Annotated in this window: 19 protein-coding genes; 6 read left to right on the top strand and 13 right to left on the bottom strand. The window is 70.5% G+C overall.

What is annotated here, in order from left to right:
* Window positions 1-24: 24 nt before the first annotated feature.
* Window positions 25-1,230 (bottom strand): deoxyguanosinetriphosphate triphosphohydrolase, encoded by a 1,206-nt coding sequence (locus EZH22_RS19705; RefSeq protein WP_203192168.1) that lies wholly within the window; start codon window positions 1,228-1,230, stop codon window positions 25-27.
* A gap of 174 nt (window positions 1,231-1,404) precedes the next feature.
* Between EZH22_RS19705 and EZH22_RS19700 the strand changes: the two genes are divergently transcribed.
* Window positions 1,405-1,779, top strand: a complete 375-nt coding sequence (locus EZH22_RS19700) for a HesB/IscA family protein (protein ID WP_203192167.1) — start codon at window positions 1,405-1,407, stop codon at window positions 1,777-1,779.
* Window positions 1,780-2,279: 500 nt separating this feature from the next.
* Here the strand turns inward: EZH22_RS19700 and EZH22_RS19695 are convergent, their stop codons facing one another.
* The 3 genes from EZH22_RS19695 to EZH22_RS19685 all read right to left on the bottom strand — a co-directional run bounded on the left by EZH22_RS19695 (window position 2,280) and on the right by EZH22_RS19685 (window position 4,865).
* Window positions 2,280-3,104: an alginate O-acetyltransferase AlgX-related protein gene (locus EZH22_RS19695; protein WP_203192166.1), complete on the bottom strand. Its 825-nt coding sequence runs from the start codon at window positions 3,102-3,104 to the stop codon at window positions 2,280-2,282.
* A complete protein-coding gene (locus tag EZH22_RS19690; RefSeq protein ID WP_203192165.1) occupies window positions 3,074-3,331 on the bottom strand; it encodes a hypothetical protein in 258 nt (85 codons plus the stop codon). The genes EZH22_RS19695 and EZH22_RS19690 overlap by 31 nt, the downstream gene beginning before the upstream one ends.
* A 127-nt stretch (window positions 3,332-3,458) precedes the next feature.
* Complete coding sequence (locus EZH22_RS19685; RefSeq protein WP_203192164.1) at window positions 3,459-4,865, bottom strand: MBOAT family O-acyltransferase; 1,407 nt, start codon at window positions 4,863-4,865, stop codon at window positions 3,459-3,461.
* Window positions 4,866-5,714: 849 nt separating this feature from the next.
* Between EZH22_RS19685 and xth the strand changes: the two genes are divergently transcribed.
* Together xth and EZH22_RS19675 are read left to right on the top strand one after the other, a co-directional pair.
* Window positions 5,715-6,503 (top strand): exodeoxyribonuclease III, encoded by a 789-nt coding sequence (gene xth / locus EZH22_RS19680; RefSeq protein ID WP_203192163.1) that lies wholly within the window; start codon window positions 5,715-5,717, stop codon window positions 6,501-6,503.
* Window positions 6,504-6,537: 34 nt separating this feature from the next.
* The gene (locus EZH22_RS19675; RefSeq protein WP_203192162.1) at window positions 6,538-6,945 is read left to right on the top strand and encodes a GFA family protein; all 408 of its coding nucleotides are present in this window, start codon (window positions 6,538-6,540) and stop codon (window positions 6,943-6,945) included.
* Here EZH22_RS19675 and EZH22_RS19670 read toward each other — a convergent pair.
* The 3 genes from EZH22_RS19670 to EZH22_RS19660 all read right to left on the bottom strand — a co-directional run bounded on the left by EZH22_RS19670 (window position 6,876) and on the right by EZH22_RS19660 (window position 10,182).
* On the bottom strand, window positions 6,876-8,093 hold the full coding sequence (locus EZH22_RS19670; protein ID WP_203192161.1) for a vWA domain-containing protein: 1,218 nt from the start codon (window positions 8,091-8,093) through the stop codon (window positions 6,876-6,878). The genes EZH22_RS19675 and EZH22_RS19670 overlap by 70 nt on opposite strands.
* Before the next feature lie 32 nt (window positions 8,094-8,125).
* Window positions 8,126-9,058 (bottom strand): AAA family ATPase, encoded by a 933-nt coding sequence (locus EZH22_RS19665; protein WP_203192160.1) that lies wholly within the window; start codon window positions 9,056-9,058, stop codon window positions 8,126-8,128.
* 326 nt (window positions 9,059-9,384) lie between these two features.
* The gene (locus tag EZH22_RS19660; protein WP_203192159.1) at window positions 9,385-10,182 is read right to left on the bottom strand and encodes an SDR family NAD(P)-dependent oxidoreductase; all 798 of its coding nucleotides are present in this window, start codon (window positions 10,180-10,182) and stop codon (window positions 9,385-9,387) included.
* A 233-nt stretch (window positions 10,183-10,415) separates the two neighbouring features.
* Here EZH22_RS19660 and EZH22_RS19655 point away from each other — a divergent pair, with 233 nt between their 5' ends.
* A complete protein-coding gene (locus tag EZH22_RS19655) occupies window positions 10,416-11,567 on the top strand; it encodes a polysaccharide biosynthesis/export family protein (protein ID WP_203192158.1) in 1,152 nt (383 codons plus the stop codon).
* Window positions 11,568-11,578: 11 nt separating this feature from the next.
* Window positions 11,579-12,949 (top strand): hypothetical protein, encoded by a 1,371-nt coding sequence (locus EZH22_RS19650; RefSeq protein ID WP_203192157.1) that lies wholly within the window; start codon window positions 11,579-11,581, stop codon window positions 12,947-12,949.
* A gap of 6 nt (window positions 12,950-12,955) precedes the next feature.
* On the opposite strand, the gene EZH22_RS19645 is transcribed toward EZH22_RS19650, so the two are convergent.
* From EZH22_RS19645 to EZH22_RS19620, 6 genes are all read right to left on the bottom strand, one after another.
* A complete protein-coding gene (locus EZH22_RS19645) occupies window positions 12,956-14,032 on the bottom strand; it encodes a hypothetical protein (protein ID WP_203192156.1) in 1,077 nt (358 codons plus the stop codon).
* A 41-nt stretch (window positions 14,033-14,073) separates the two neighbouring features.
* On the bottom strand, window positions 14,074-15,357 hold the full coding sequence (locus EZH22_RS19640) for a hypothetical protein (RefSeq protein WP_203192155.1): 1,284 nt from the start codon (window positions 15,355-15,357) through the stop codon (window positions 14,074-14,076).
* A gap of 19 nt (window positions 15,358-15,376) precedes the next feature.
* Entirely contained in the window at window positions 15,377-16,204 is an 828-nt protein-coding gene (locus tag EZH22_RS19635; protein ID WP_231711558.1) for a class I SAM-dependent methyltransferase, read from the bottom strand.
* Between the two features lie 18 nt (window positions 16,205-16,222).
* Entirely contained in the window at window positions 16,223-17,554 is a 1,332-nt protein-coding gene (locus EZH22_RS19630) for a glycosyltransferase family 4 protein (protein ID WP_203192153.1), read from the bottom strand.
* Window positions 17,479-18,474: an NAD-dependent epimerase/dehydratase family protein gene (locus tag EZH22_RS19625; protein WP_203192152.1), complete on the bottom strand. Its 996-nt coding sequence runs from the start codon at window positions 18,472-18,474 to the stop codon at window positions 17,479-17,481. Before EZH22_RS19625 ends, EZH22_RS19630 begins: the two co-directional genes overlap by 76 nt.
* 236 nt (window positions 18,475-18,710) lie before the next feature.
* Entirely contained in the window at window positions 18,711-20,213 is a 1,503-nt protein-coding gene (locus EZH22_RS19620; protein ID WP_203192151.1) for a glycosyltransferase family 4 protein, read from the bottom strand.
* Window positions 20,214-20,448: 235 nt separating this feature from the next.
* Between EZH22_RS19620 and EZH22_RS19615 the strand changes: the two genes are divergently transcribed.
* Complete coding sequence (locus EZH22_RS19615) at window positions 20,449-21,732, top strand: hypothetical protein (protein WP_203192150.1); 1,284 nt, start codon at window positions 20,449-20,451, stop codon at window positions 21,730-21,732.
* Window positions 21,733-21,738: the final 6 nt, after the last annotated feature.

Genomic DNA, 21,738 nt, shown 5'->3' with positions numbered 1-21,738 from the left:
CCGATCGGGTTGGTTGCCGGGCGCCTATCGCAAGTCCGGCGTCAAGTCAAAGAAGCGGGCGTGCTGGTCGAGGGCGTAGCGGTCGGTCATGCCGGCGATGTAGTCGGCCACGCGGCGCGCCATCCGCTCGGAACCGAGGCCGTCGATGTCGTCATGCCAGGAGGAGGGCATATCCTTGGGATGGCTCAGGAAATGGCCGTAGAGATCACGCACCACCTGCTGCGCGTCGGCCATGATGCGGTTGACCCGCTCGTGTCGGTACATGCGCGGGAAAAGAAAGCCCTTCACCGCCTTTTCCTTCTCCCGCATGGCCGGCGAGAAGCCCACCACCGGGCCGTCCAGCGCCCGCACCGCCTCGGCCGAGGCGACGCCGGCGGCGTCCGCCCGCCGCTCGCTTTCCGCCACCACGTCCTCGATGAGGCGGGTGATGACGCGCCGGAACACCTCGTTCACCGTGCGCGGCAGATCGAGGCCGCGATAGCGCTGGCGCACCTCGGCGATGGCCTCGCCCAGGAGCGGCAGCTCGGCGAGGTCGTCGAGGGTGAACATGCCGGCCCTGAGGCCATCGTCGAAATCGTGCACGTCATAGGCGATGTCGTCGGCGATGGCCGCCGCCTGCGCCTCGGCCGAGGCGTGGCTCCACAATTCCAGGTCCTGCTGCGCGGAATGCACGCGGATGGCGTGGGGCAGGCCGTCGCGGTAGCGGCCGATGCCCCGCCCCTGCCGGTCGGTGAGCGGGCCATTGTGCTTGGCGATGCCCTCCAGGGTCTCCCAGGTGAGGTTGAGGCCGTCGAACTGGGCGTAGCGCCGCTCGATGCGCGTCACCACGCGCAGGGACTGCGCATTGTGGTCGAAACCGCCCTGCCCCTTCAGGCAGGCATCCAGCGCCCGCTCGCCCGCATGGGCGAAGGGCGGGTGACCGAGGTCGTGGGCCAGCGCCAGGGCCTCCGCCAGGTCCTCGTCGAGGCCGAGCGCCCGGGCGATGGAGCGCGCCACCTGCGCCACCTCCAGCGTGTGGGTGAGGCGGGTGCGGTAATGGTCGCCCTCGTTGAACACGAAGACCTGGGTCTTGTGCTTCAACCGGCGGAAGGCGGTGGAATGGATGATGCGGTCGCAGTCGCGCCGGAACGGGCTGCGCGGCGGCATCTCCGGTTCCGGAAAGAGGCGGCCGCGCGCCTCGAGGGCATCGCAGGCCCAGGCCACGCGGGGCCTTGCGCCGGAAACCGCCATCTTCGCCCCCTCCCCTCGGTCCTCTTGCCGGCCCGTCCGCCAGCGGCCGGCAGAGGGCGCATGCCGGAGCGGGATGCCCCGTGCCGGCGCTTTTTGCAGTGCATCCCTTTAATTCAGGGACCGTTGGCCTTACCTTAAGGGCCATTGCCAGCTTCATTTCATAAAGTCGATACCATGGACACCACCCTCGCCCCGACCCAGGCCGCCGATGTTCCCGCGGTCGAACTCGAATTCACCGTCACCGACGCGGCGGCCCGCCGCATCGGGCAGATCCTTTCCCCTGAGCCGCCCGGCACCTTCCTGCGGCTCAGCGTGGAAGGCGGCGGCTGCTCCGGCTTCTCGTACAAGTACGACGTGACCCGCGAGCAGACCGAGGACGACCTCGTGATCGAGAAGGAAGGCGCCAAGATCGTCGTCGACCGCCTCTCGCTCGACTACATCAAGGGCTCCCAGCTCGACTACAAGGCGGACCTCATGGGCTCCGCCTTCAAGATCTCCAACCCCCTCGCCACGGCGAAGTGCGGCTGCGGATCGAGCTTCGCGGTCTGAGCCGCGCACGGCGGGCATGAGGACCTGCGCCCCCCGGCATCCGGGGGCGCGCAAGTCCATGCCTGTCCATCCATGCCTGTCCATCGACGACGGCAGGGCGCGCGAAACCTCCCCATTCGGGTCGCCATCCGGCTTGTCCGGTTGCGGCTGCGCCCAAAGCCCTGCGTCGTTCCCGACCGCCGGGTGGATGCCCCGGACGAGCCGGGCCATGACGGTTGCTTTCGGATCGGATGCGCCGCCGCCTCATCCCGCCCGCTGCGCCCCTCTCCCCTTGTGGGAGTGGGCTGGGGTGAGGGGTGGCACGGCCTCGGAAAACAGAGCGCAAACGGAGAAACCAGCCCCTCACCCCCGGCCCCTCTCCCGCGAGGGGAGAAGCACCGCGCCGGCGGAACGGTGGATGCCCCCGGCGAGCAGCGATGACGGGTGCATTGGAGGCAAATGCCGACGCCGCCGCCAGGCGCCGGACCTCGCCATGACCGCAGACGGGCGCTATCCCCACCCTACGGCGCCACGTTGAGCGGTACCGCCCGGGTCCACGGGCGCGGCAGGCCCTTGGGCCAGTCGTCGCCGTAGCAGGGGAAGAATCGCTCGGTGCGGGCGAAGATGATCAGGTCTGGCTTGAAGCGCCTCACGTCGTCGAAGCTGAAATCGCAATTGCCAGTCACCCGCGCCGAGGCGTGCATCCAGCCCACCACGCTCACGTCCGCGTTGGCGAACAGGCGCGGCCACGTCACCGCGGTGAACGAATCGCCCATGATCAGCACCCGCTGGCCGGTCGGCGCGTAGTCGCGCACCACGGACTTGAACGCGATATGCTCGTTGTGGTGCGACAGGGCCGGGTCGAAGCGCGGCTTGGCCGAGCGGTCGGTGATCTGGAGGCGGAAATTCTCCTCCTTCACGTCGGGCGGCATGCGCATGGCGCGCAGCAGGTCGCCACGCGGCGCCTCGTGGAGTTCCCCCACCAGCTGGGCCGGGTCGACCTGCCAGCCGGGATGCCCCGCCGCTGCCATCACCGCATTGAACGCGAGCACGCTGGAGCGGTTGTTCCAGTGGGTATCGGTGAGCAGGTACCGGGGCCGGGGACTGGCGCGCAGCACCGCCCTGAGATCCACCGTCGCCACGCCCTCGGCCTTCAGCCCCTGCAGGGCGAGGTCGTATTCGGTGACCGGATAGGCAAGCGCGTCGGTCCAGGCGGGCAGCGCCTCCAGCTCCACCGACTGGGCGTTGGGCGGGATCGCCACCACGATGCGCGTGCCCTGGGGCGCCAGCACCCGCTGCATCTCGCCCACCATGGTCACGAAGCGCTCCACGTTGGCGGTCCGCACCAGGGCGCCGGAGGATTGCTGCGGCGTCTGCTCGCGCCCCAGAACAGCTGCCCGTCGCGCCCGGCATAGAAGGGCCGGCTGTCGGGCGAGCGCAGGTCCGCGCGCAGCTCGCGGCGCAGCACCGGCAGGGTGGCGCGAAAGCCGAAATTGTCCTGGATGTAGGTGCCGATGTTGCGGAACCAGTAGTTCAGCTTCTTGTCCCAGCTGAATTCGGCCGGGACCTTCACCCGCCAATCCCCCGTGCCAGGGGGTCGGGGATGAGGTTCGACACCAGCAGGAAGCCGAACAGGCCGGCGACCATCAGGCCCATGTAGCGGCGGTGGCGCGCGAGCATCGTCATGATCCGTCCTCCGCTCAGAACCGGTAATAAAGGAATGGGGTGGCGGTGGTGCCGCCCACCCAGGCGATGCTCGCCAGCATCAGCACGGCGACGAGGGCATAGTCCGCCACGCTGGCCAAGGCCCCCTCCCCCGCCAACGCCTTCCAGCGCGGCCAGCGGAAGAAGCCGATGAGGCCGCCCGCGACCAGCATGACGACAGCGAGCGGGGTGAGCCCGAAGCCCAGCGCCATGGAGGCGCGGCTGAAGCCGTGGAGGCCGACGAGGCCGCCAAACATGTCGACGGCGCCGGGGAAGCTGTCGGCGCGGAACCAGACCCAGCCCAGCATGACCACCAGCACGGTATAAAGATGGGCGAGGACGCCCGGCGCCCGCTTCAGCCAGCGGCCGAGGAAGGCGCGCTCGATGATGAGGAAGGCGCCGTGGTGCGCGCCCCAGATCACGAAGTTCCAGCTTGCTCCGTGCCACAGGCCGCAGAGCAGGAACACGGCGGACAAATTGATGTAGGTACGCAGCTCGCCGCGCCGGTTGCCGCCCAGCGGGATGTAGAGATAGTCGCGCAGGAAGGCGGACAGGCTCATGTGCCAGCGGCGCCAGAAATCGGTAATCGAGTGCGCCGTATAGGGCAGGCGGAAGTTGCGCGGCAGCACGAAGCCCACCATCACGCCGAGGCCCACCGCCATGGTGGAATAGCCGGCGAAGTCGAAATAGATCTGCACCGTGTAGGCATAAAGGCCCAGCCACGCCTCCACGAAGGTGGGGTGCGTGGTGGTGTCGAACACCCCGTCCACCAGCCGCGCCACCTCGTCGGCGATGAGCACCTTCCAGGCGAGGCCGATGGCGAACAGCCGCGCCCCGGCCGAGAACCGCCCCAGCGTGACGCGCCGCTCGGAGAGCTGCCGCGCCACGGTGGCGTAGCGCACGATGGGGCCGGCCACGAGCTGCGGGAACATGCACATGTAGAGCGCGAACTGGGCCGGGTCGCGATTGGCGTGCACCTTCCGCTTGTAGATGTCCGCGAGGTACGAGATGGCGTGGAAGGAATAGAAGGAGATGCCCAGCGGCAGCGAGATCCTCGGCAGCGGCAGGGCGAAGCCGGCCGGCGCGACCAGCGCGTTCAGGTTCTCCACCAGGAAGCCGGTATATTTGAAGATGCCGAGCAGGATCAGGTTGAAGGCGACGCCGCCAGCGAGCAGGCGCTGGCGGCCCGGGCCCTCGCGCCCGTCGATGGCGCGGGCGAGGAAGAAGTTGACCGCCACCGATCCCAGAAGAATGAGGATGTGCGGCGTATAGCCAGCCGCGTAGAAGACGAGCGAAAAGGCAAGAAAGATGTAGTTCCGCGTCGTGACGGTCTTCGCGGAGAAGTAGGTGACGAGGAACAGAGGGAAGAAATAGAACAGGAATTCGATGGACGCGAACGTCATGCCGCTCTGCCGCCTGTGAGGGACAAGGGGCGTTCCTGCCACTCTTTTCCCGCGCTCGCAACCCTTGCGGGGAATGGCGAGCGCTCCCCTCGCGCCTCGGCCGACTGCGGCGATAGCGGCAGGAGAGCCGTGGCCCATCCTCCGGAATCGCCGCGCCGTGCGTGTCCCGCCCCTCTCCGCCGCATCGCCCGCCGGCGTCCCCGCCGACTGCAGCGGGGCGGAATGCGAGCCGGGACCCCGCGCGGGGTCCCCGCGCAAGGGCTCGCCGCGCGGCGGGCGGTGCCTCTTCCCCTCTCCCCTCGCGGGAGAGGGTGGATCGCGGCGTAGCCGCGAGACGGGTGAGGGGGATGGTGCCGATTGGCGCAGAGTTCCGACGTGGAGAGATCCTGCCACCCCCTCACCCCAACCCTCTCCCGCGAGGGGAGAGGGGGCGCGGTGGTGCCTGGACTTCTTGCCATCCGTCATGGCCGGGATTGCCCGGAGAACCACGTCTCGTCCGGCACCCCTCTCGCATCCCGACCGACTGCGGCGCGGCGGGCGGTGCCTCTTCCCCTCTCCCCTCGCGGGAGAGGGTGGATCGCGGCCAAGCCGCGAGACGGGTGAGGGGGCTGGTGCCGCTTGGCGCAGAGTTCCGACTTGGAGAGCGCCTGCCACCCGCTCACCCCAACCCTCTCCCGCGAGGGGAGAGGGGGCGAGCCGGTGCCTGGGTCGCATCACGCCCCCGATGAGTCGGCCGCCTGCTGTCTTTCTCCCCGCCTCCCGTCAGCCCCCTCCCCCGCTTCCGGTCCCCGCCCTCTGGCGCCCGGCTCCGGCCCGGGGCTATCCTCCCGCCCGAAGGAGCCCGGCCCCATGCGCATCGCCACCTGGAACGTCAATTCCGTCCGCCAGCGTCTCGACCACGCGGTGAAGTGGCTGTCGGAGACGCGGCCGGACATCGTCTGCCTCCAGGAGATCAAGTGCCAGACCGAGGCGTTCCCGAAGGAGCCGTTCGAGGCGCTGGGCTACAACGTTTCCGTCCACGGCCAGAAGGGCTTCAACGGCGTCGCCGTCCTCTCCCGCCTGCCGCTGGAGGACGTGACCCATGGCCTCGCCGGCGACGACGGGGACGAACAGGCCCGCTTCATCGAGGCGGTGGTGTCGGTGAAGGGCGGGGTGGTGCGGGTCGCCTGCCTCTATTTGCCCAACGGCAACCCGCCCGACACCGAGAAATACCCCTACAAGCTCGGCTTCATGCAGCGCCTGCACGATTTTGCCGCCGACCGCCTCGCGCTGGAGGAGCCGCTGATCCTCGCCGGCGACTTCAACGTGATCCCCGAGCCGCGCGACGCCGCCGACCCCGCCGCCTGGGTGAACGACGCCTTGTTCCTGCCGCGCACCCGCACCGCCTTCCGCGCCCTGACCCATCTCGGCCTCACCGACGCGCTGCGCGCCACCTCGGACGCGGAGCGGCTCTATACCTTCTGGGACTACCAGGCCGGCGCCTGGCAAAGGGACAACGGCATCCGCATCGATCACCTGCTGCTTTCCCCTCAGGCGGCGGACAAGCTCATCGCCACCGGCGTCGACAAGCACGTGCGGGCCTGGGAGAAGCCCTCCGACCATGTGCCGGTCTGGGCCGATTTCGCCATCGCGGCGTGACGCCATGAACGGGAACGCCATGAAGGGGAACGCCATGGCGCCCCTGACCGGCGGCTGCCTGTGCGGCCGGCTGCGCTATGGCGTCCGGCGGGTGCAGAGCGCCTACTGGTGCCATTGCACCATGTGCCGGCGGGTGTCCGGGGCCGGCGCGCTGCCGTGGGCCACCGTGATGCGGCAGGATTTCGCCTTCACCCAAGGCACCCCGGCCACCTATGCCTCCTCGCCCGGCGTGGTGCGCGCCTTCTGCGGCACTTGCGGCAGCCCGATCCTGTTCGACATGGCGGCGGAGGCGGCGGTGGATGTCACCCTCGGCACGCTGGACGATCCCGACGCGGTTCGGCCCGATCATCACATCTGGGCCGAAACCGCCCTTCAGATGAGCGCGGGGCTGGGGGCCGGACTGCCGCGCCACGCCGCCGAGCGGCCGGCGGAGCCGGAATAGTCCCGCCCGAGCGCCGCCACGAGGCTTTCCAGGCTTTTCAGGTCGTGCACCGGGCGGAAATCGTCCACGTGCGGCAGCATGGCCTTTACCCCCCGCGCCTTCGGCTCGAAGCCCTCGTAGCGCAAGAGCGGGTTGAGCCAGACGAGGCGCCGACACGAGCGCTTCAGGCGCGCCATCTCGGCCGCGAGCTGCGGGTCCACGTCCCGCTCCAGCCCATCGGTGAACAGCAGCACCACCGGGTTCTGCGCCATCATCCGCCGCGACCACAGCCGGTTGAAGGCGTGGAGGGAGGGCGCGATGCGGGTGCCGCCGGCCCAGTCCTGCGCCACCTCGGCCACCGCCTTCAGGGCCGCGTCGGGATCGCGCCGGCGCAGGGCCCGCGTCGCATTGGTGAGCCGGGTGCCGAACAGGAACACGCCGACGCGCCGCTTCGCCCCCAAGGCGTGCAGGAAATGCAGGATCGGCCGCGAATAGTCCGCCATGGAGCCGGAGATATCCACCAGCGCCACCACCGGCGGAGGCTTGAGGCGCGGGCCGCGCCGCTTCAGTTGCAGCAGGTCGCCGCCGGTCGCGAGCGCGGCCCGCAGGGAGGCGCGGAAATCCACGCGGCGGCCACGGGGATCGCCGGCGAGGCGCCGGGTGCGGGCGCGGTCGTCGGGCATGCGCAGGGCGGCGATGCGCCGGCGCGCCTCGGCCAGCTCGGCGGCGGTCATCTCGGCGAAGTCCCTCGTGCGCAGCACGTCCTCGCTGGAGGCGGACAGCCGCGCCTCCACCTCGATGCGCGGCTTGTCCGGCGGGCGTGGCGTGCCGACGCCGGAGAACAGCGCCTCCTCCACCCGCCGGAGCACGCTCTCGCGCTTCTTCTCCCGCTGCGGTACCGCCACCGGCGACAGCAGCGCCATGAGCTTCTCCTGGTGCGCCCGCCGCCGCCAGAACAGGCGGAACGCTTGGTCGAACACCGGGCTGTCCTCGTGGCGGGAGACGAAGAGCGCGTGGAGGGTCCAGTAGAAGTCGGCGCGCGAGCCGATGCCCGCCACCTCCACCGCCGCGACCGCATCCAGCACCCGCCCCGGCCCCACGGAGAGCCCGGCCGCCCGCAGGGCACGGCCGAAATAGGCGATGTTGTCGGCCAGGCGGCCGCCGGCCACGGCTCTCGCCCCGGGGGTCGTCGCCTCGGGGCTCACTCGGCCGCCCGCGCCGCCTGCCGCGCCTCCTCGATGAGGCGGGCGATGCGGGGGGCGTCGGTGGCGGCGATGTCGTCCTGGTACTTCAGCAGCACGCCCAGCGTGTCGCCCACCAGCGCCGGATCGAGGGCGACCGCGTCGAGCTCCACCAGGGCCGAGGCCCAGTCCAGGGTCTCGGCGATGCCCGGCAGCTTGAACAGATCCTCCCGCCGCAGCGCCTGGACGAAGGCCACCACCTCGGCCGCAAGCCGCGCCGGGGCATCCGGCAGCCGCGCCCTGAGGATGGCCAGCTCACGCGCGGCGTCCGGATAGTCCACCCAGTGGTAGAGACACCGCCGCTTCAGCGCGTCATGGATCTCGCGGGTGCGGTTGGAGGTGAGGACGATGATGGGCGGCGCGGCCGCCTTTACCGTTCCAAGCTCGGGAATGGTGATCTGGTGGTCGGCGAGCACTTCCAGGAGAAACGCCTCGAAGGCCTCGTCGGTGCGGTCCAGCTCGTCCACCAGCAGCACCGGCGGACCCTCCGGCTGCGGCTCCAGCGCCTCCAGCAGCGGACGGCGCAGCAGATAGCGCTGCGAAAACACATCCGCCGCGATGGACGCCTTGTCGGTCTCCCCCGCCGCCTCGGCGAGGCGGATGGCGATCATCTGCGCCGCGTGGTTCCACTCGTAGACGGCGGCGGAAAGATCCAGCCCCTCGTAGCATTGCAGGCGGATGAGCCGGCGGCCGAGGGCGGCGGCCAGCGTCTTCGCCACCTCGGTCTTGCCCACCCCGGCCTCGCCCTCCAGCAGCAGCGGACGGCCCATGCGCAAGGCGAGGAAAACCACGGTGGCAAGGGCACGATCCGCCACGTAGCCCTGCCCCGTGAGCAGGGCGAGGGTGTCGTCGATGGAGCCGGGAAGCCCCGCCCGGGTCGGACGCGCGGTCATGGCCGAAGACTAGAGCGCGATCCCATCGGATGGAAACAGAAACTGTTTTCATCCGATGGAGGAACCACTCTCTAAACCATTGAATTGAGGCCGGTTCATCACTCACGTCGTATCATGCGGCGATATGATGTGCGTGGATCCGGCTCTGGGACCGATCGACATTCAGATCGACCGGCGCCCTCCCTGCACCACCGTCATGGCCGGGCTTGTCCCGGCCATGACGGTGGCCGAAGAAAAACGCGGACACTGAAGGTCGATCGGTCCTGGAGGGCGCCGAGATCCGATGGCAACGCCCGGCTCGGGCATCGGTCCGCGGCGCGGTCGGGCTACGGTGCGCGCCTGCCTACCAGAAGGCGCATCTGGATGGCGGCGAGGCGGTGCCGGACGAGGTCGCCGAGCGCGGCGATGGCGCGCAGCTTCCAGCTCGGAGCCGAGAGGAAGCCGCCGCGCCGGGCCGTGCGGATCATGTGCCGCGCCACCGCCTCCGCGCTCAGCGGCGGCCCGCCCGCGGCGAAGGCGGCGATGGCGCGCGGGCGACGGGACAGCTCGTGAGCGAGCTGCGGCGTATCCGTGTCCGGCGGCACCGCCACCGTGACGCCCACCCCCGCCGCGGCGAGCTCGATCCGCAGCACCTCGCCAAGCCCGCGCACCGCGAACTTCGTGGCGCAATAGCCGCCATAGCCGGCAACTCCGAACAGGCCCGCGCCCGAGGAGACCAGAATGATATGGCCGCGCCCCGCCTCCGCCATGGCCGGCGCCGCGGCGCGGACCAGATGGCAGGTGCCGAGCAGGTTGGTCGCGACCTGCTCCTCCAGCAGCGCCGGATCCTGATCGAGAAAGAAGCCGGGCTCCACGATGCCGGCGCTGGCGATGACCCAGAGCGGCGGCCCGAACTCCGCCGCCAGCGCGTCGACCACCCGCGCGCAGCGCGGCCCGTCGCGCACGTCGAGGCAGCGCGCCTCCACCGCGATGCCCTCCGCCCGCAAGGCGCCGGCCGCGGCGGCAAGCCTCGCCTCGTCGCGACCGAGGAGCGCCACGCGGCACCCCTCACCGCCCAGAAGCCGGGCGCAGGCGAGGCCGATGCCGCTCGACCCGCCGCTGATGACCGCGAGCGGGTGATTCATGTCCGCGTCCGTCATGCCCGCGCCGCCATACCCCCTGTGCTACCGCCGGGCCGTTTTTCCCCCGGCGCCACAGGACGCCATCCCCATACCAGTGGCCCGGTTATGCGACCAGTCGTCCCAATGTTGCACAACCGCAACACTCCCTTAAACGTTGTATGGCTAGGTCGATCTCGCCAATCGCGACATGTATAACAGCGACGGTATCGTAGCGGCGGACGAGAATCTGAATTTTCATGCAGGCTTACGCTCGAATTCTTGCATTCGCGCTCCTGTGCGGGAGCCTGCTTGGCTGTACCGCGCTGCCATCGTCGGGGCCATCGCGGGTCGATCTGGAGACGGCCCAGCCGGAGGACGACCAGCGGTACCTGCTGGTGGATGTGGATGATCGCACCCTCTATCTCCTGGCCCAGGAGCGCCCCGCCACGTTCGGGGCGCGCTTCGGCGACTACCGGCCCCCGAGCCGCTATGTGGTCGGCGTCGGTGACAGCCTGACGGTGACCATCTGGGAGGCGGCGGCCGGCGGCCTGTTTTCCGGGCCAGTGATCGACCGCCTCGGCACCGGCTCGCGCAGCGCCGCGATCCCGGAGCAGCAGGTGGCGCAGGATGGCTCGATCACCGTGCCCTATGCCGGCCGGATCCCGGTGGCGGGCAAGACCACGGCGCAGATCGAGGCCACCATCGTCGACCGCCTCTCCGGCAAGGCCATCGAGCCGCAGGTGGTGGTGGTGGTGTCGAAGAGCGTCAGCAACGCCGCGACCGTGCTCGGCGAGGTCACCACCGGCGCGGTGGTGCCCCTGTCCCCGCGCGGCGACCGGGTGCTGGACGTGATCGCCGCGGCCGGGGGCATCAAGGTTCCGGCCCACGAGGTGTTCGTGCGGCTCAGCCGCAGCGGCGCCACCGTGACCGTGCCCATGCAGGTCCTGCTGAACAATCCGGCCGAGGACGTCTATGTCCGCCCGCAAGACAAGATCGTGCTCATCCGCGATCCGCAGACCTTCACCGTGTTCGGCGCCGCCGGCAATCCCACCATCGTGCCATTCGACGCGGTGGGCATCACCCTCGAAGAATCGATCGCCCGCGTGGGCGGCCTGCTCGATGCCCGCGCCGATCCGTCCGGCGTGTACCTGATGCGCATCGAGCCGGTGCGCTTCGCCGCGCAATTGCGGCCGGATGCCCGGCCGCTGCAGAGCCAGGGCTATGTGCGCGTGATCTATCGCTGGAACATGCGTGATCCCAACGCCCTGTTCCTCGCCCGCAGCTTCCAGATCCGCAACAAGGATGCGATCTACATCGCCAATGCGCCGCTGGCGGACCTGCAGAAGATCACCTCCCTCTTCAACGCCGTGGCTCAGCCCGTGGTGAGCACCGCCGTGGTGGCGCAGTAGCGGGCGCGGCGATGAGCTCCCCGGCGCACGCGCACAGCGGGATCTCCAAGGCGCTCCAGCCGGGTCAGGCGGAGGCGGGTGGGGCGGAGGCGGTGCGCCGTACCGTCCGGCCGATCGCGCAGATGCCGTTGGTGGTGCTCCGCCGCCTGGCGCCGATCATGCGCCCGGTCGCCCGCCGCATCGCCACCCTCGCGCCCCTCCTTGCGCCGAGCCCGAGCCCCTTGCCCGCTGGTGTCCGGGCTGGAACCGCGCCCGGAGCGAGCGCCCGGCTGCTGACGCTCACCCGCGCGCAGGTGGCCCTGGCGAGCTTTCTCCTCGCGGTGGTGCTGCCGACGGCGGCAACTTTCCTTTATCTCTGGCTCGTGGCGATGCCGCAGTTCCGTTCGGAGGCGCGCCTCGTGGTGCGCGGCAACCTGGAGACCATCGCCAACTCCGGCGCGCCGACCTCGGGCAACGGCGTCCCGCAGGTGCCCAACAGCCAGGAAGCCCGCGTGGTGGTGGACTATCTCAAGAGCCGCGCCATGGTCGATGCGCTGCAGCAGCAGTTCGACCTGCGCCGCGTGTTCGGCGTATCGGGGCGCGACCCCGTCTTCGCCCTCGCCGCCGACGCCAGCATGGAGGACGTGCTCGCCTACTGGAACCGGCAGGTGAGCGTGAGCCTGGAATCCCTGTCGGGGGTGATCAAGGTCCAGGTCGACGCCTTCAGCCCGGAGAGCGCCGCGCTGCTCGCCGCCTTCATCCTGCGGCAGGCGGAGGCGGTGACCAACGAGCTTACCACCCGCAACCGCGGCGACCGCGTGCTCCAGGCGCAGGCGGAGGAACGCAGCGCCTTCGCCGAGCTCGCCCTCGTCCGCACCGAGCTCGAGCAGTTCCGCAACGTGCAGGGCACCATCGACCCCACCCGCTCCGCCCTCAATTCCTTCACGACCATCGCCAAGCTGCGCGACCAGCGCTCGTCGCTCAACACCGACCTTTCCGCCGCCCGCGCCCGCCTTGACGAGGATTCCCCCGTGGTGCGGGCGCTCAAGGAGCGGCTGCGCTCGCTGGACGAGAAGATCGCCGCCCTGGATTCCGCACTGCTGGGTGGAACGGCTCGGCCGCAGGAGGGCAGCAGCGCCAACCTCGCCGCCTCCGCCGCCATCGAGATGCGCCGGCGGATGGCCGAGCAGCGGCTCCAGCGCGCCGAGGCGGAGCTGATGGACGCCCGCGCGCAGCAGGCGCAGAAGCAGGTCTACATCCTCACCTTCATGGCGCCTTCCATGCCCGCCGACCGCGCCTTTCCCCATCCGTTCCTGCAGGCCGCCGCCGTGTTCGGCATCCTGGCCGCGGCCTGGGCGGTGATCGCCCTTTACGTGACCAGCGTCTACGCCCGCAGCCGGTGAGAGGCGTCAGGCCGACGCGGTCGCCACCGGCGCCTCCTCGGTCACCTCGTCGGCGCGCGCGAACACTTCGGTGATATCCGTGAAGAGCTGCACGTCCGCCGCGAGCAAATCGTGCACCACCGGCCATTCGCGCACCTGCGCCTCCAGCTCCTTCACCTGCCGCGACCAGGACAAGGGCGGCACTTCGGGCAAGGGGATCTCCAGCACCGCCGCGAGGGTGTCCCAATAGGCCTCCACCTCGCTGGAGAGGCCCACCACGTCCATCTCGGACAGGATGTCGAGGGCGTTCTCCACCGCCGTGGTCTCCAGCTGATCATCCGAGCCACGGCAGGTGAGCAGGCGCGCGAGCGGGCTTGCGATCAGCGAGCGCTCGAACGGCGTCAGCGTGCCGATCCAGGTCTGAAGGTCGCCCATCTCCTGGACATTGGCGCGCGAGAGGCTCTCCACCAGCGGCCGGTAGGCCTCGTTGAGCACCGAATAGGCGAGGTTCGGCGTCTTCACCCCCCAGCGCAGCACGAGGAGCTGCTCCGCCAGTTCCTCGAACGGATCGCGCACCAGCACCGAGCACTTGAACCCGCGATCGCGCAGCAGCGGCTCGTAGGCGCGGTAGTACAGCCGCCCGGTGGCGAAGATCGAGGGAGTGAAGGCGATGCCGAGGATGGACTTCACCGCCTCCTCGGGAATGCGGTCGAGCCGCGTGAAGGTCATGTGGAACAGGCTCTGAAACGGCTCGTTCAGCGCCGCCTGCGGCACCAGCCGGGTCTCCAGCCGGAAGAACTTGAGATCCGTCCGCGCCGCCGCCGGCCGACGGCGGTAGATGCGGATGTTGGTGGCATCGTCGTAGAGCTCGAGGTCCTGCACCTCGGACAGGTTCGACAGGATCTGCTCGTCGATCACGAAGCCGCAGATTCCGGTCTCGTGCAGCCCCTGCTCGCGCAGCAGCGGGCGCAGCACGCTGGCCGACACCACCTTCTTCAGCTCGCCACCGGCGAACACCGCCACGTGGGGCGTGCTCGCCGGATTGTCGGGCATGATCCAGCCGACGATGCGCGAACCTGCATCCTCGTCGATGCTAAACAGCACGGCACGGCTCCGGGTTGGCGTCGGTCATGCCTCGTCCCTCCTCAGTGGCGGTGGTCGCGGATGACCGCGAGGAGGATCATCGCATTGATCCAGAAGATGCCCGCGAGGGCGAACACGAACAGGCCGGTCTTCCACCATTTCGGCTCGGAGGCAGTGGTCGGCAGGCTCGGCGGCACGAAGACGTTGACGAAGGCGCTCTGCGCCCGTGCCCGCCGCTCCGCCTCCTGCAGGCCGGCAACAGCGATGGACTGGAGGGTCTCGGCGAAGCGAACCTCCAGCTCTGCCTCCTCGTAGGACGCAAGGGCGTCCACCGCCGAGCGCCGCGCGCCGGGCTCGGCGAGGCGCGCCCGGAAGTCGGCGATCTCCGAATCCACCGCCCGCACCCGGTCGCGCAGCACGCCGAGGGTGGGCCCGTCCGGGGCCGAAAGGCGTTCCAGCGCGCGCATTTCCCGGTCGGCGGAGATGCGCTCCTGCTCCAGCCGCAGCAGGCTCGCGCCGAGGGCGTCGGCCGCCTGGACGGGATCGACCGAGCGTTGGCGCCCGCGCCATTCCTGCTGGCTCACCAGCGCCTGCTCGTAGCGCCGTCTGGCGCGGTCCAGCTGTTCGCGCGCCCGGCCCACGCTATCGGCGCGGGCGCGCACGACGATGTCGTTGAGCAGGCGCTCGCCGTCCGTCACCACCCGCTCCCCGAGGGTGCGCGCATCCTGTGGCGAGAAGGCCCGCACCCGCAGCAGCACGATCTCCGACCGGCGGTCCACGGCGGCGGTGACGTGCCGGTTCCAGTAGCGCCACAGGTCCTCGAGGCTGGCGTCGGCGCCGAGGGCGGACCAGCGGTCGATGCCGGCGCGGGAGAAGAAGCGGCGCAGCCAGCCCTCCTCGTCGAGCCGGGCGACATAGGACCGGCTGGTCACGTAATTGGTAAAGATGAAGGGCGCCTGCGACTGCTGGCTGGTGCCGAGCCCGCCGAGCAGGTTGGAGAGGCCCCGCAGGATGCCGCCCGCCGCCCCCTTGGCGCCCTCGTCGCCGGGATCGGCCCCGGCCCGCTCCGGAATGGCCTCGCGGATGGCGAGGCGGGCCTCGGACACATAGACCGGCGAGGCGACGAAGGCGGCGAAGATCGCGGCCAGCACGGCCGGCACCAGGACGCAGGCCACGAAGGACAGGCGCAGCAGGCGGAACCAGCGCGAGGAGGCCGAGGCGCCGGATCCATACGTCCGCGGCAGCCGCCGCCAGCGCAGGGCGGGCCGCACGAACGGCCGCGCGACAAGGGCGCGTCCCCGCTCCAGAAGGATCCGGATGGGCGGCGCGGCGGGCAGCCCGGCCATCCTCACCGCGCCTTCAGGATCACGACGTCCTGGAAGTCGTGAAGAGCGCCGACGGCGATGCCCGCCACCTCGAACCACCGCCCCACACCGCGCGCACATAGGCCTCGGACACGAAGGTGATGCCGTAGTCATAGGCGGCGCTGGTGAGATGGCCGTTCTGGAGGATGAAGGCATAGCCGGGCCCCGCCGCCAGCTCCGCCGCGGCGGCGTCGAGGGCCGGTCGGGGGATGGACAGCATCTCGAAGATGCGCGCCTCGCCACGCGCCCGCTCCAACGCCCGCGCCCCGTGGATGGAGAGCAGCAGCACCGCCCCCGGCCGGGCGACACGCGCCAGCTCGGCGAGATAGAACAGGTGGTCCTTCTCGCTCAGATGGCTGAAGACGGAGACGGACACGACGGCGTCGAAGCTATCGGCAGGGGACGGAAGCGGCTTGCGGGGCGCGGTGAGCACCGCTTCCACATGAGCGAGGTTCTCCGCCACCCAGGCGATGTGGCGCGGGTCCACGTCCATGCCCACGTAGCGCCCGCCAAAGCCGTGGAAAAGCCGGGCGAGGCGGCCGACCCCCACGCCGAAATCGAGGATCGACGGGCAGGTGCGCAGCGGCCGCGGGCTGATGCGCTCCAGCGCGCGCATGAAGTCGACGCCGTGGCTGGCGAAGTCGCGCGGCTCGGTCAGCCCGGTGGTGTTGTGCATGAGATCGGCCGGCGGGAACGGGGCGATCTCGCCTTCCGCCGGGACGATGCCGTCGCGCAGCAGGTTGCGTTCGAGCCAGCGGTCGAAATCCCCGGCGATGCCCGCCGGCTCACGCTCCAGCACCGCTGCCCCCGCCTTGATCTCGCCCGCCATCGCCTTCACGCATCGCCCTCATTCGCCGCCCGGACCCGTCGCCCCGGCACGGACGCGATCATAAAGCGCCACCACATCCGCCACCATAGCGCGCGAGGTACGTCCATATTGCGTCTGCGCCCCCAGCTCGCGCGCAAGGCCCGGCGTCGCCGCGAACCGCCCCAGAAGTCCGGCCAGGTCGTCCACGGACCCCGTGGGGAAGCTGAAGCCGTTGCGCCCTTCCTCCACGAACTCGCTCATGCCCTCCACCCGCGAGACGAGGACCGGCGTGTGGGTCGCCAGCGCCTGGAGCAGGATCAGCGGGCTGTTCTCCACCCAGGTGGAGGGAATGGCCAGCACGTCCATCTCCCCCAGCACCGCGGCGATGCGCTCCATGGGAAAGGTGCCGCGGAAGGTCACCGGCAGGCCGGCGGCCAGCTCCCGCAGGCGGCCGGCATAGGCCGGGTCCATGGCTTCGTCGCCATGGATGTCCAGCGTCAGGGCCGGCGAGCCCACCCGCCGCAGGGCCTCGATGAGCAGATGCGGCCCCTTGTGAGCGGCGAGCTGGCCGACGAAGCCGATGCGCGTCGGCCCCGGCGGGCGCTCGGGCTTGGGCGCGCGGTCGATGTCGATGCCGAACCGGCTGAGCTCCAGCGGCACCGGGATGCCCGCCTTGCGATAGGCCTCCAGCAGGAACCGCGTCGGCGCCAGCGCCCCGGCATAGGCGCCGTAGGCGGCGCGCAAATGGTCCGGCCGCGCGCGCAGCGCGGCGATGGTGGGCGCCTCGGGGCCGGCGAGCCGGGGCACGCGGGCGAGCACCCGGGGCACGATCGCGCGGCGCAGGCGCCCGGCCGACCCCTCGTCCGCCGCCTGCTGCGGAAACAGCGCGCAGGCGAGGCAATTGGAGCGCTGCCGGTTCGGCCCGGCGCAGAGCGCGCCGTCCGGCGTGCTGAGCTTGTTGTTGTAGCAGAAGCCGAAAAAGTCGGTGAAGGTCGCCACCGTGGTCAAGCCCAGCCGCCGCGTCACGTCGAGGAGCGCGGTGGTGTGGTTGATGAGGTGGCACACATGGACGATGTCCGGCCGCACGTCGCGCAGGATGCGTTCATGGACGAAATGCAGGTCCGGCAGGTCATAGGTGTCGCGCACGCCGCGGTTCGGGATGACGTTGCGGTCGATGCGGATCACCGGGATGCCGTCGAAGCTGTCGCGCTCGGCGAGCGTGGACTGGCGCGGCTCGCCGGGAAAGGTGGCGGTGACCACGACCGGCTCGTGCCCGAGCGACGCGAGCTCGCGGGCTAGGTTCCGTGTGTAACTTTCGGTCCCGTAAAAATGCCCGGGATAATAGCAGTGGACGAAAAGGGCGACGCGCATTCCAGACCCAACTCCGCACGCAACTCGCCGATCAGCATCTCGATGCCGAGGTCGAGGTCGATGGTCGGACCCCAGCCGATTCGCTCCCGCGCGCGCTCGATATCCAGCACCGATGCCTTCACGTCAAAGGCGCGCGCCGCGGCCTGGTGGACGGCGAGGCGACGCCCGAGCACCGCCTCGAGCTTGACGATGACCTGTTTCAGGGAATGCCCGACCCCGGAGCCGATGTTGATCGGGCCTTGAACGTTCCGCCGGCCGCCGGCGGCGACCAGGGCGGCGACCACGTCGTCCACGTGGATGTAGTCGCGCACCACGTCCCCGTCCCCGTAGAGGGTTACCGGCTCGCCGCGCAGGCCGGCGCGGGCGAACAGGGTCACGGCGCCGAGGCCCTTCTTCTCGTTCTGGCCGGCGCCGTAGCAATTGCTGAAGCGCAGCGCGATGCCGTCCACGCCGTGCACGGCGCGATACTTCTCGATGTAGTGCTCCACCGTGAGCTTGGAGATGCCATAGGCGCTCACCGGCCGCGTCAGGTGCCGCTCGCTCACCGGCAGGGCATCGGGCGGGCCGTAGACGCTGCCGCCGGAGGAGGCGAACACGATGCGCACGCCGGGCGCCCGGCGTGCCGCCTCCAGCATGCGCACGGTGCCCACCACGTTGTCGGTGACGTCCTGCGCCGGATCATGGGAGGCGCTGGAGGGAATGGTGGACCAGGCCAGGTGGTAGACCGTGTCGACCTGCCGGAGCAGCTCGTCCCACCCGTCGAACGAGGCGAGGTCCACGACCTTCCACTGCACCCCCGGCCAGGCCGGCCGCTCACCTGCGGCCCGCGTGGTGGCGATGATGCCCACCGAGAGCCGCGACAGCCGTTCGCAGAGCCGCCGTCCGATCAGCCCGGTACCCCCGACAACCAGACTTGTCATCCCCACCCCACCGACGCGATGCTCTTGCGCTCCGCGTCCCCTGACATCCGGCGATCGCCGATCCGGGGCACCCGCTCCGGCCGGCACAGGAAAGACCGTGGGATTTCCCTGGACGCCGCATGACGCCCCTTGGGAAGGACCCATCCCCCTGTGATACCACCCTAGCGCGAGCACTACCCTGACGCCACCGAATGTTACTGCGGTGCGGAAATTCCTCCCGGCGTGCGGCGGGAAAATCACACCTCTGGGTAGAATTGAGCCGGCGGAAAGCCCGGCATGGGGTCCGCCTCGCGCCCCAGCGCCTCGGCATAGACCTGCGCGTAGGCGCGAATCATTCCGTCGAGGGAGAAGCGGCGCGCGCGCTCCATGTTGGCGCGGGACAGGGCGGCCATGCGCTCGGGCTGGTCGAGCAGGCCCACGAGGATATCGGCGAGCGCGCCGCCGGTGGCGCCGAGCGTCTCGTCGCCGCCTAGGATCTCCGGCAGGGCGCCGGTGCGCAGGCCCGCCACCGCCTGCCCCATGGCCATGGCGAAGGGGGTCACCTGCCCGAAGCTCTCCCGCACCACCGGCGCCACGAAGGTGCGGAACTGCCGGTAGAGCTGCGGCAATTGATCGAACGGCACCACCCCGGTGAACTCGAAATTGCGCCGGACGCCGGCCGCGCTCACCCGCGCGAAGTAGACCGGCAGCAGCTCGCCGTCCCCCACCACCAGGACGCGCGTGCGCGGGCGCCGCTGGGCGACCTCGATGAGCGGCTCGATGGAGGCGTCGTCCAGCTTGTCGCGGGCGAGGCGATAGACCATGCCGATGGTGTCCGCCGCCCCCGGGGCCCACGCGGCCGGCGGCCGGAAGCGGTCGAGGTCGATGCCTGGATGGATGACGCGCCCGTTGCCCACGCCGGGCGCGAAGGTGACGCGGATATAGTTCGAAACGAACAGATAGGCGTGGATGCGCGGGTCGCGCAGCGGCTCGACCGGCGTATTCACGTTTTCCAGGATCACGGCGGAGGTCGCCTTCGCCGCGTCGAGGGCCGCCTCGTACCACGGCCGATCGCCCTCGCCCCAGTAATGCAGGTGCACCATGTCCGGCTTCACCGCGTCGAGCAGCGCCGCGAAGGCCGTGGCGGGGGTGCCGAGGGGCAGGTGGTGCAGCACCATGCCCTCGTGCCGGCCGTTGGGGGGCAGGGCCGCGGTGACCACCTGCATCTCGTAGCGGTGCCCCAGGCGCTCGTGCAGGTCCACCACCAGCTGCGTCGACCCGCCGACGAAGACGTTGGGGATGACGTGCAGCACGCGCGGGCGCTCGCCCACCGGGGCATGGCGCGGACGCACCCGATACACCACCCCCCGGTGCCCGAGCATGAGCCCGGCGAAATCGCGCGCCATGTGCCGCGCCGCGCGCAGCGGCCGCACGCGCGGGTGCCAGGCGCCGGAGGCGTCCTGCACGAGGCCGGTGCTGGTGATGACGCCGGCGCGCGCCATCTCCCGGAGGAAGGCGAGCGAGGGCCCCGGCGACACGACGAGGTCGCGCAGCCGCGCCAGCGGCAGCGGCAGGTCGCGCGGCGGGCGCTGGTTCGCGTGGACCTGCTGGAGGATGTGGCCGACGAGGTTCGCGTGCACCTGCATGGCCGCCACCTGCTCCCGCAGGGCCTCCTGGCCGGCGAGGAGGGCGGCGTTCTGGCGGGCGAGGTCCTCGATCCGCCCGTTGAGCGCGGCGATCGCTTCGGGAAGCGCCGCCACGGCATCCCCCTGCGCCCTCTCCTCCCCGCCCCCGCGATCCTCGGCGAATGGGGGCGTACTGGCAGGAAGCGGTCGGGTCATCCGGGCGTCGATCTGGGGTGGTGGAACGGGGGAGCGGATCGCAAATTGGATCGCCGCAAGATAGACACGGAAGGTGTCCGAATGCTAGTAGCCACATGACAGTGAGCGCGAAGGTTGAAGCTGCGGTCCCCGCGGGAGTGGCGAGGGTGGGAAGGTGAACCAGACCGTCGCATCGCCCGTGCAGAGGTTGCCGGAGCAGCACGCCGCACCCGACGTCCTGCTCAAGCGCAATTCCCGCATCCGCGAGGAGCTGCGCCGCCAGGCGCGGCAGGCGCGCATGCGCCAGTCGGTGGTGCGCCCGTCCGGCGCCGCCTTCTGGAGCGCCGAGGCGCGCGCTATCGCCGAGTTCCGGCTGCCGCTCATGGCGAGCTTCATCACCATCGTGGTGGTGCCGTCCTTGCTGGTGGCGTTCTACTTCGTCTTCATCGCCTCCAGCCAGTATCTCTCCGAGGCGCGCTTCGCCGTGCGCGCCGCCGAGCATTCGGGGCTGGAAAGCCTCAGCGGCGCCTCCGCCTTGCAGGGGCTCTCGGAGGTGCAGGATTCCCTCATCATCGCCAACTACGTGAAGAGCCTCGCGGTGGTGGAGGCGCTGGAGCAGCGCGTCGGCCTGCGCGCGCTGTTCTCCCGCCCGGGGATCGACTGGATCTCGCGCTTCAATCCCGACCGGCCCATCGAGCGGCTGGAGAAGAGCTGGCGCAGCCAGATCGAGACGGCGATCGAGGCGCCCTCCGGCATCATCACGGTGCGGGTCTGGGCCTTCTCGCCGGAGGATTCGCTCGCGATCGCCCAAGCCATCGTCGGCCTCAGCGAGGACATGGTGAACAAGCTCGGCGAGCGCACCCGCGAGGACGCCATCGCCCAGAGCCGGACCGAGCTGGAGCGCGCCGAGGCGCGGCTGCGCCGGGCCCGCGCCGCCTTGCGCGACCTGCGCAACGAGGTGGGTGTGATCGATCCCGCCCGCACCAACGAAGGCATCGCCAAGCTGGTCGGCGACCTGGAAAGCGATCTCCTGCTCATCGACCAGGAGCTGGCCACCGCGCGGCGCACCCTGAGCCCGGAGGCGCCGCAGTTCGCGCTGCTGGAGGCGCGCCGGCAGGCGACGCGGGAGAACATCGCCCTGCTCAAGGCGCGCCTCACCGTCGCCGCCGGCGGCGACAAGGACACGCTTTCGGCGGTGATGACCCGCTACGACACCCTCGACCTGGAGCGCCAGATCGCCGAGCGGCAGTACACCGCGGCGGCGGCGGCGCAGGAACAGGCACGCATCGCGGCGGAGCGGCAGGGCATGTACCTCGCCACCTTCGTCAAGCCGGTACTGGCGCAGGAGGCGGACTATCCCCACCGCTTCTGGCTGCCGCTGGCGGCGGCGCTGGTGTTCTGCCTGATCTGGCTGGTGATCGTCTCGGTGTTCGAGATCATGCGGCACCTGAAGGCGTGAGGCGGG

The sequence above is a fragment of the Xanthobacter dioxanivorans genome, from assembly GCF_016807805.1.
GTDB lineage: Bacteria > Pseudomonadota > Alphaproteobacteria > Rhizobiales > Xanthobacteraceae > Xanthobacter > Xanthobacter dioxanivorans.
The sequence above is the reverse complement of the archived record's forward strand: the minus strand, read 5'-3'. Positions and strand labels throughout refer to the sequence as shown.

What these genes read in the sequence shown, in the direction of transcription:
- EZH22_RS19705 (WP_203192168.1), bottom strand. Translation starts at nt 1,230, where the DNA reads ATGGCGGTTTCCGGCGCAAGGCCCCGCGTGGCCTGGGCCTGCGATGCC.
- EZH22_RS19700 (WP_203192167.1), top strand. Translation starts at nt 1,405, where the DNA reads ATGGACACCACCCTCGCCCCGACCCAGGCCGCCGATGTTCCCGCGGTC.
- EZH22_RS19685 (WP_203192164.1), bottom strand. Translation starts at nt 4,865, where the DNA reads ATGACGTTCGCGTCCATCGAATTCCTGTTCTATTTCTTCCCTCTGTTC.
- xth (WP_203192163.1), top strand. Translation starts at nt 5,715, where the DNA reads ATGCGCATCGCCACCTGGAACGTCAATTCCGTCCGCCAGCGTCTCGAC.
- EZH22_RS19675 (WP_203192162.1), top strand. Translation starts at nt 6,538, where the DNA reads ATGGCGCCCCTGACCGGCGGCTGCCTGTGCGGCCGGCTGCGCTATGGC.
- EZH22_RS19665 (WP_203192160.1), bottom strand. Translation starts at nt 9,058, where the DNA reads ATGACCGCGCGTCCGACCCGGGCGGGGCTTCCCGGCTCCATCGACGAC.
- EZH22_RS19660 (WP_203192159.1), bottom strand. Translation starts at nt 10,182, where the DNA reads ATGAATCACCCGCTCGCGGTCATCAGCGGCGGGTCGAGCGGCATCGGC.
- EZH22_RS19655 (WP_203192158.1), top strand. Translation starts at nt 10,416, where the DNA reads ATGCAGGCTTACGCTCGAATTCTTGCATTCGCGCTCCTGTGCGGGAGC.
- EZH22_RS19650 (WP_203192157.1), top strand. Translation starts at nt 11,579, where the DNA reads ATGAGCTCCCCGGCGCACGCGCACAGCGGGATCTCCAAGGCGCTCCAG.
- EZH22_RS19640 (WP_203192155.1), bottom strand. Translation starts at nt 15,357, where the DNA reads ATGGCCGGGCTGCCCGCCGCGCCGCCCATCCGGATCCTTCTGGAGCGG.
- EZH22_RS19635 (WP_231711558.1), bottom strand. Translation starts at nt 16,204, where the DNA reads ATGGCGGGCGAGATCAAGGCGGGGGCAGCGGTGCTGGAGCGTGAGCCG.
- EZH22_RS19630 (WP_203192153.1), bottom strand. Translation starts at nt 17,554, where the DNA reads ATGCGCGTCGCCCTTTTCGTCCACTGCTATTATCCCGGGCATTTTTAC.
- EZH22_RS19625 (WP_203192152.1), bottom strand. Translation starts at nt 18,474, where the DNA reads ATGACAAGTCTGGTTGTCGGGGGTACCGGGCTGATCGGACGGCGGCTC.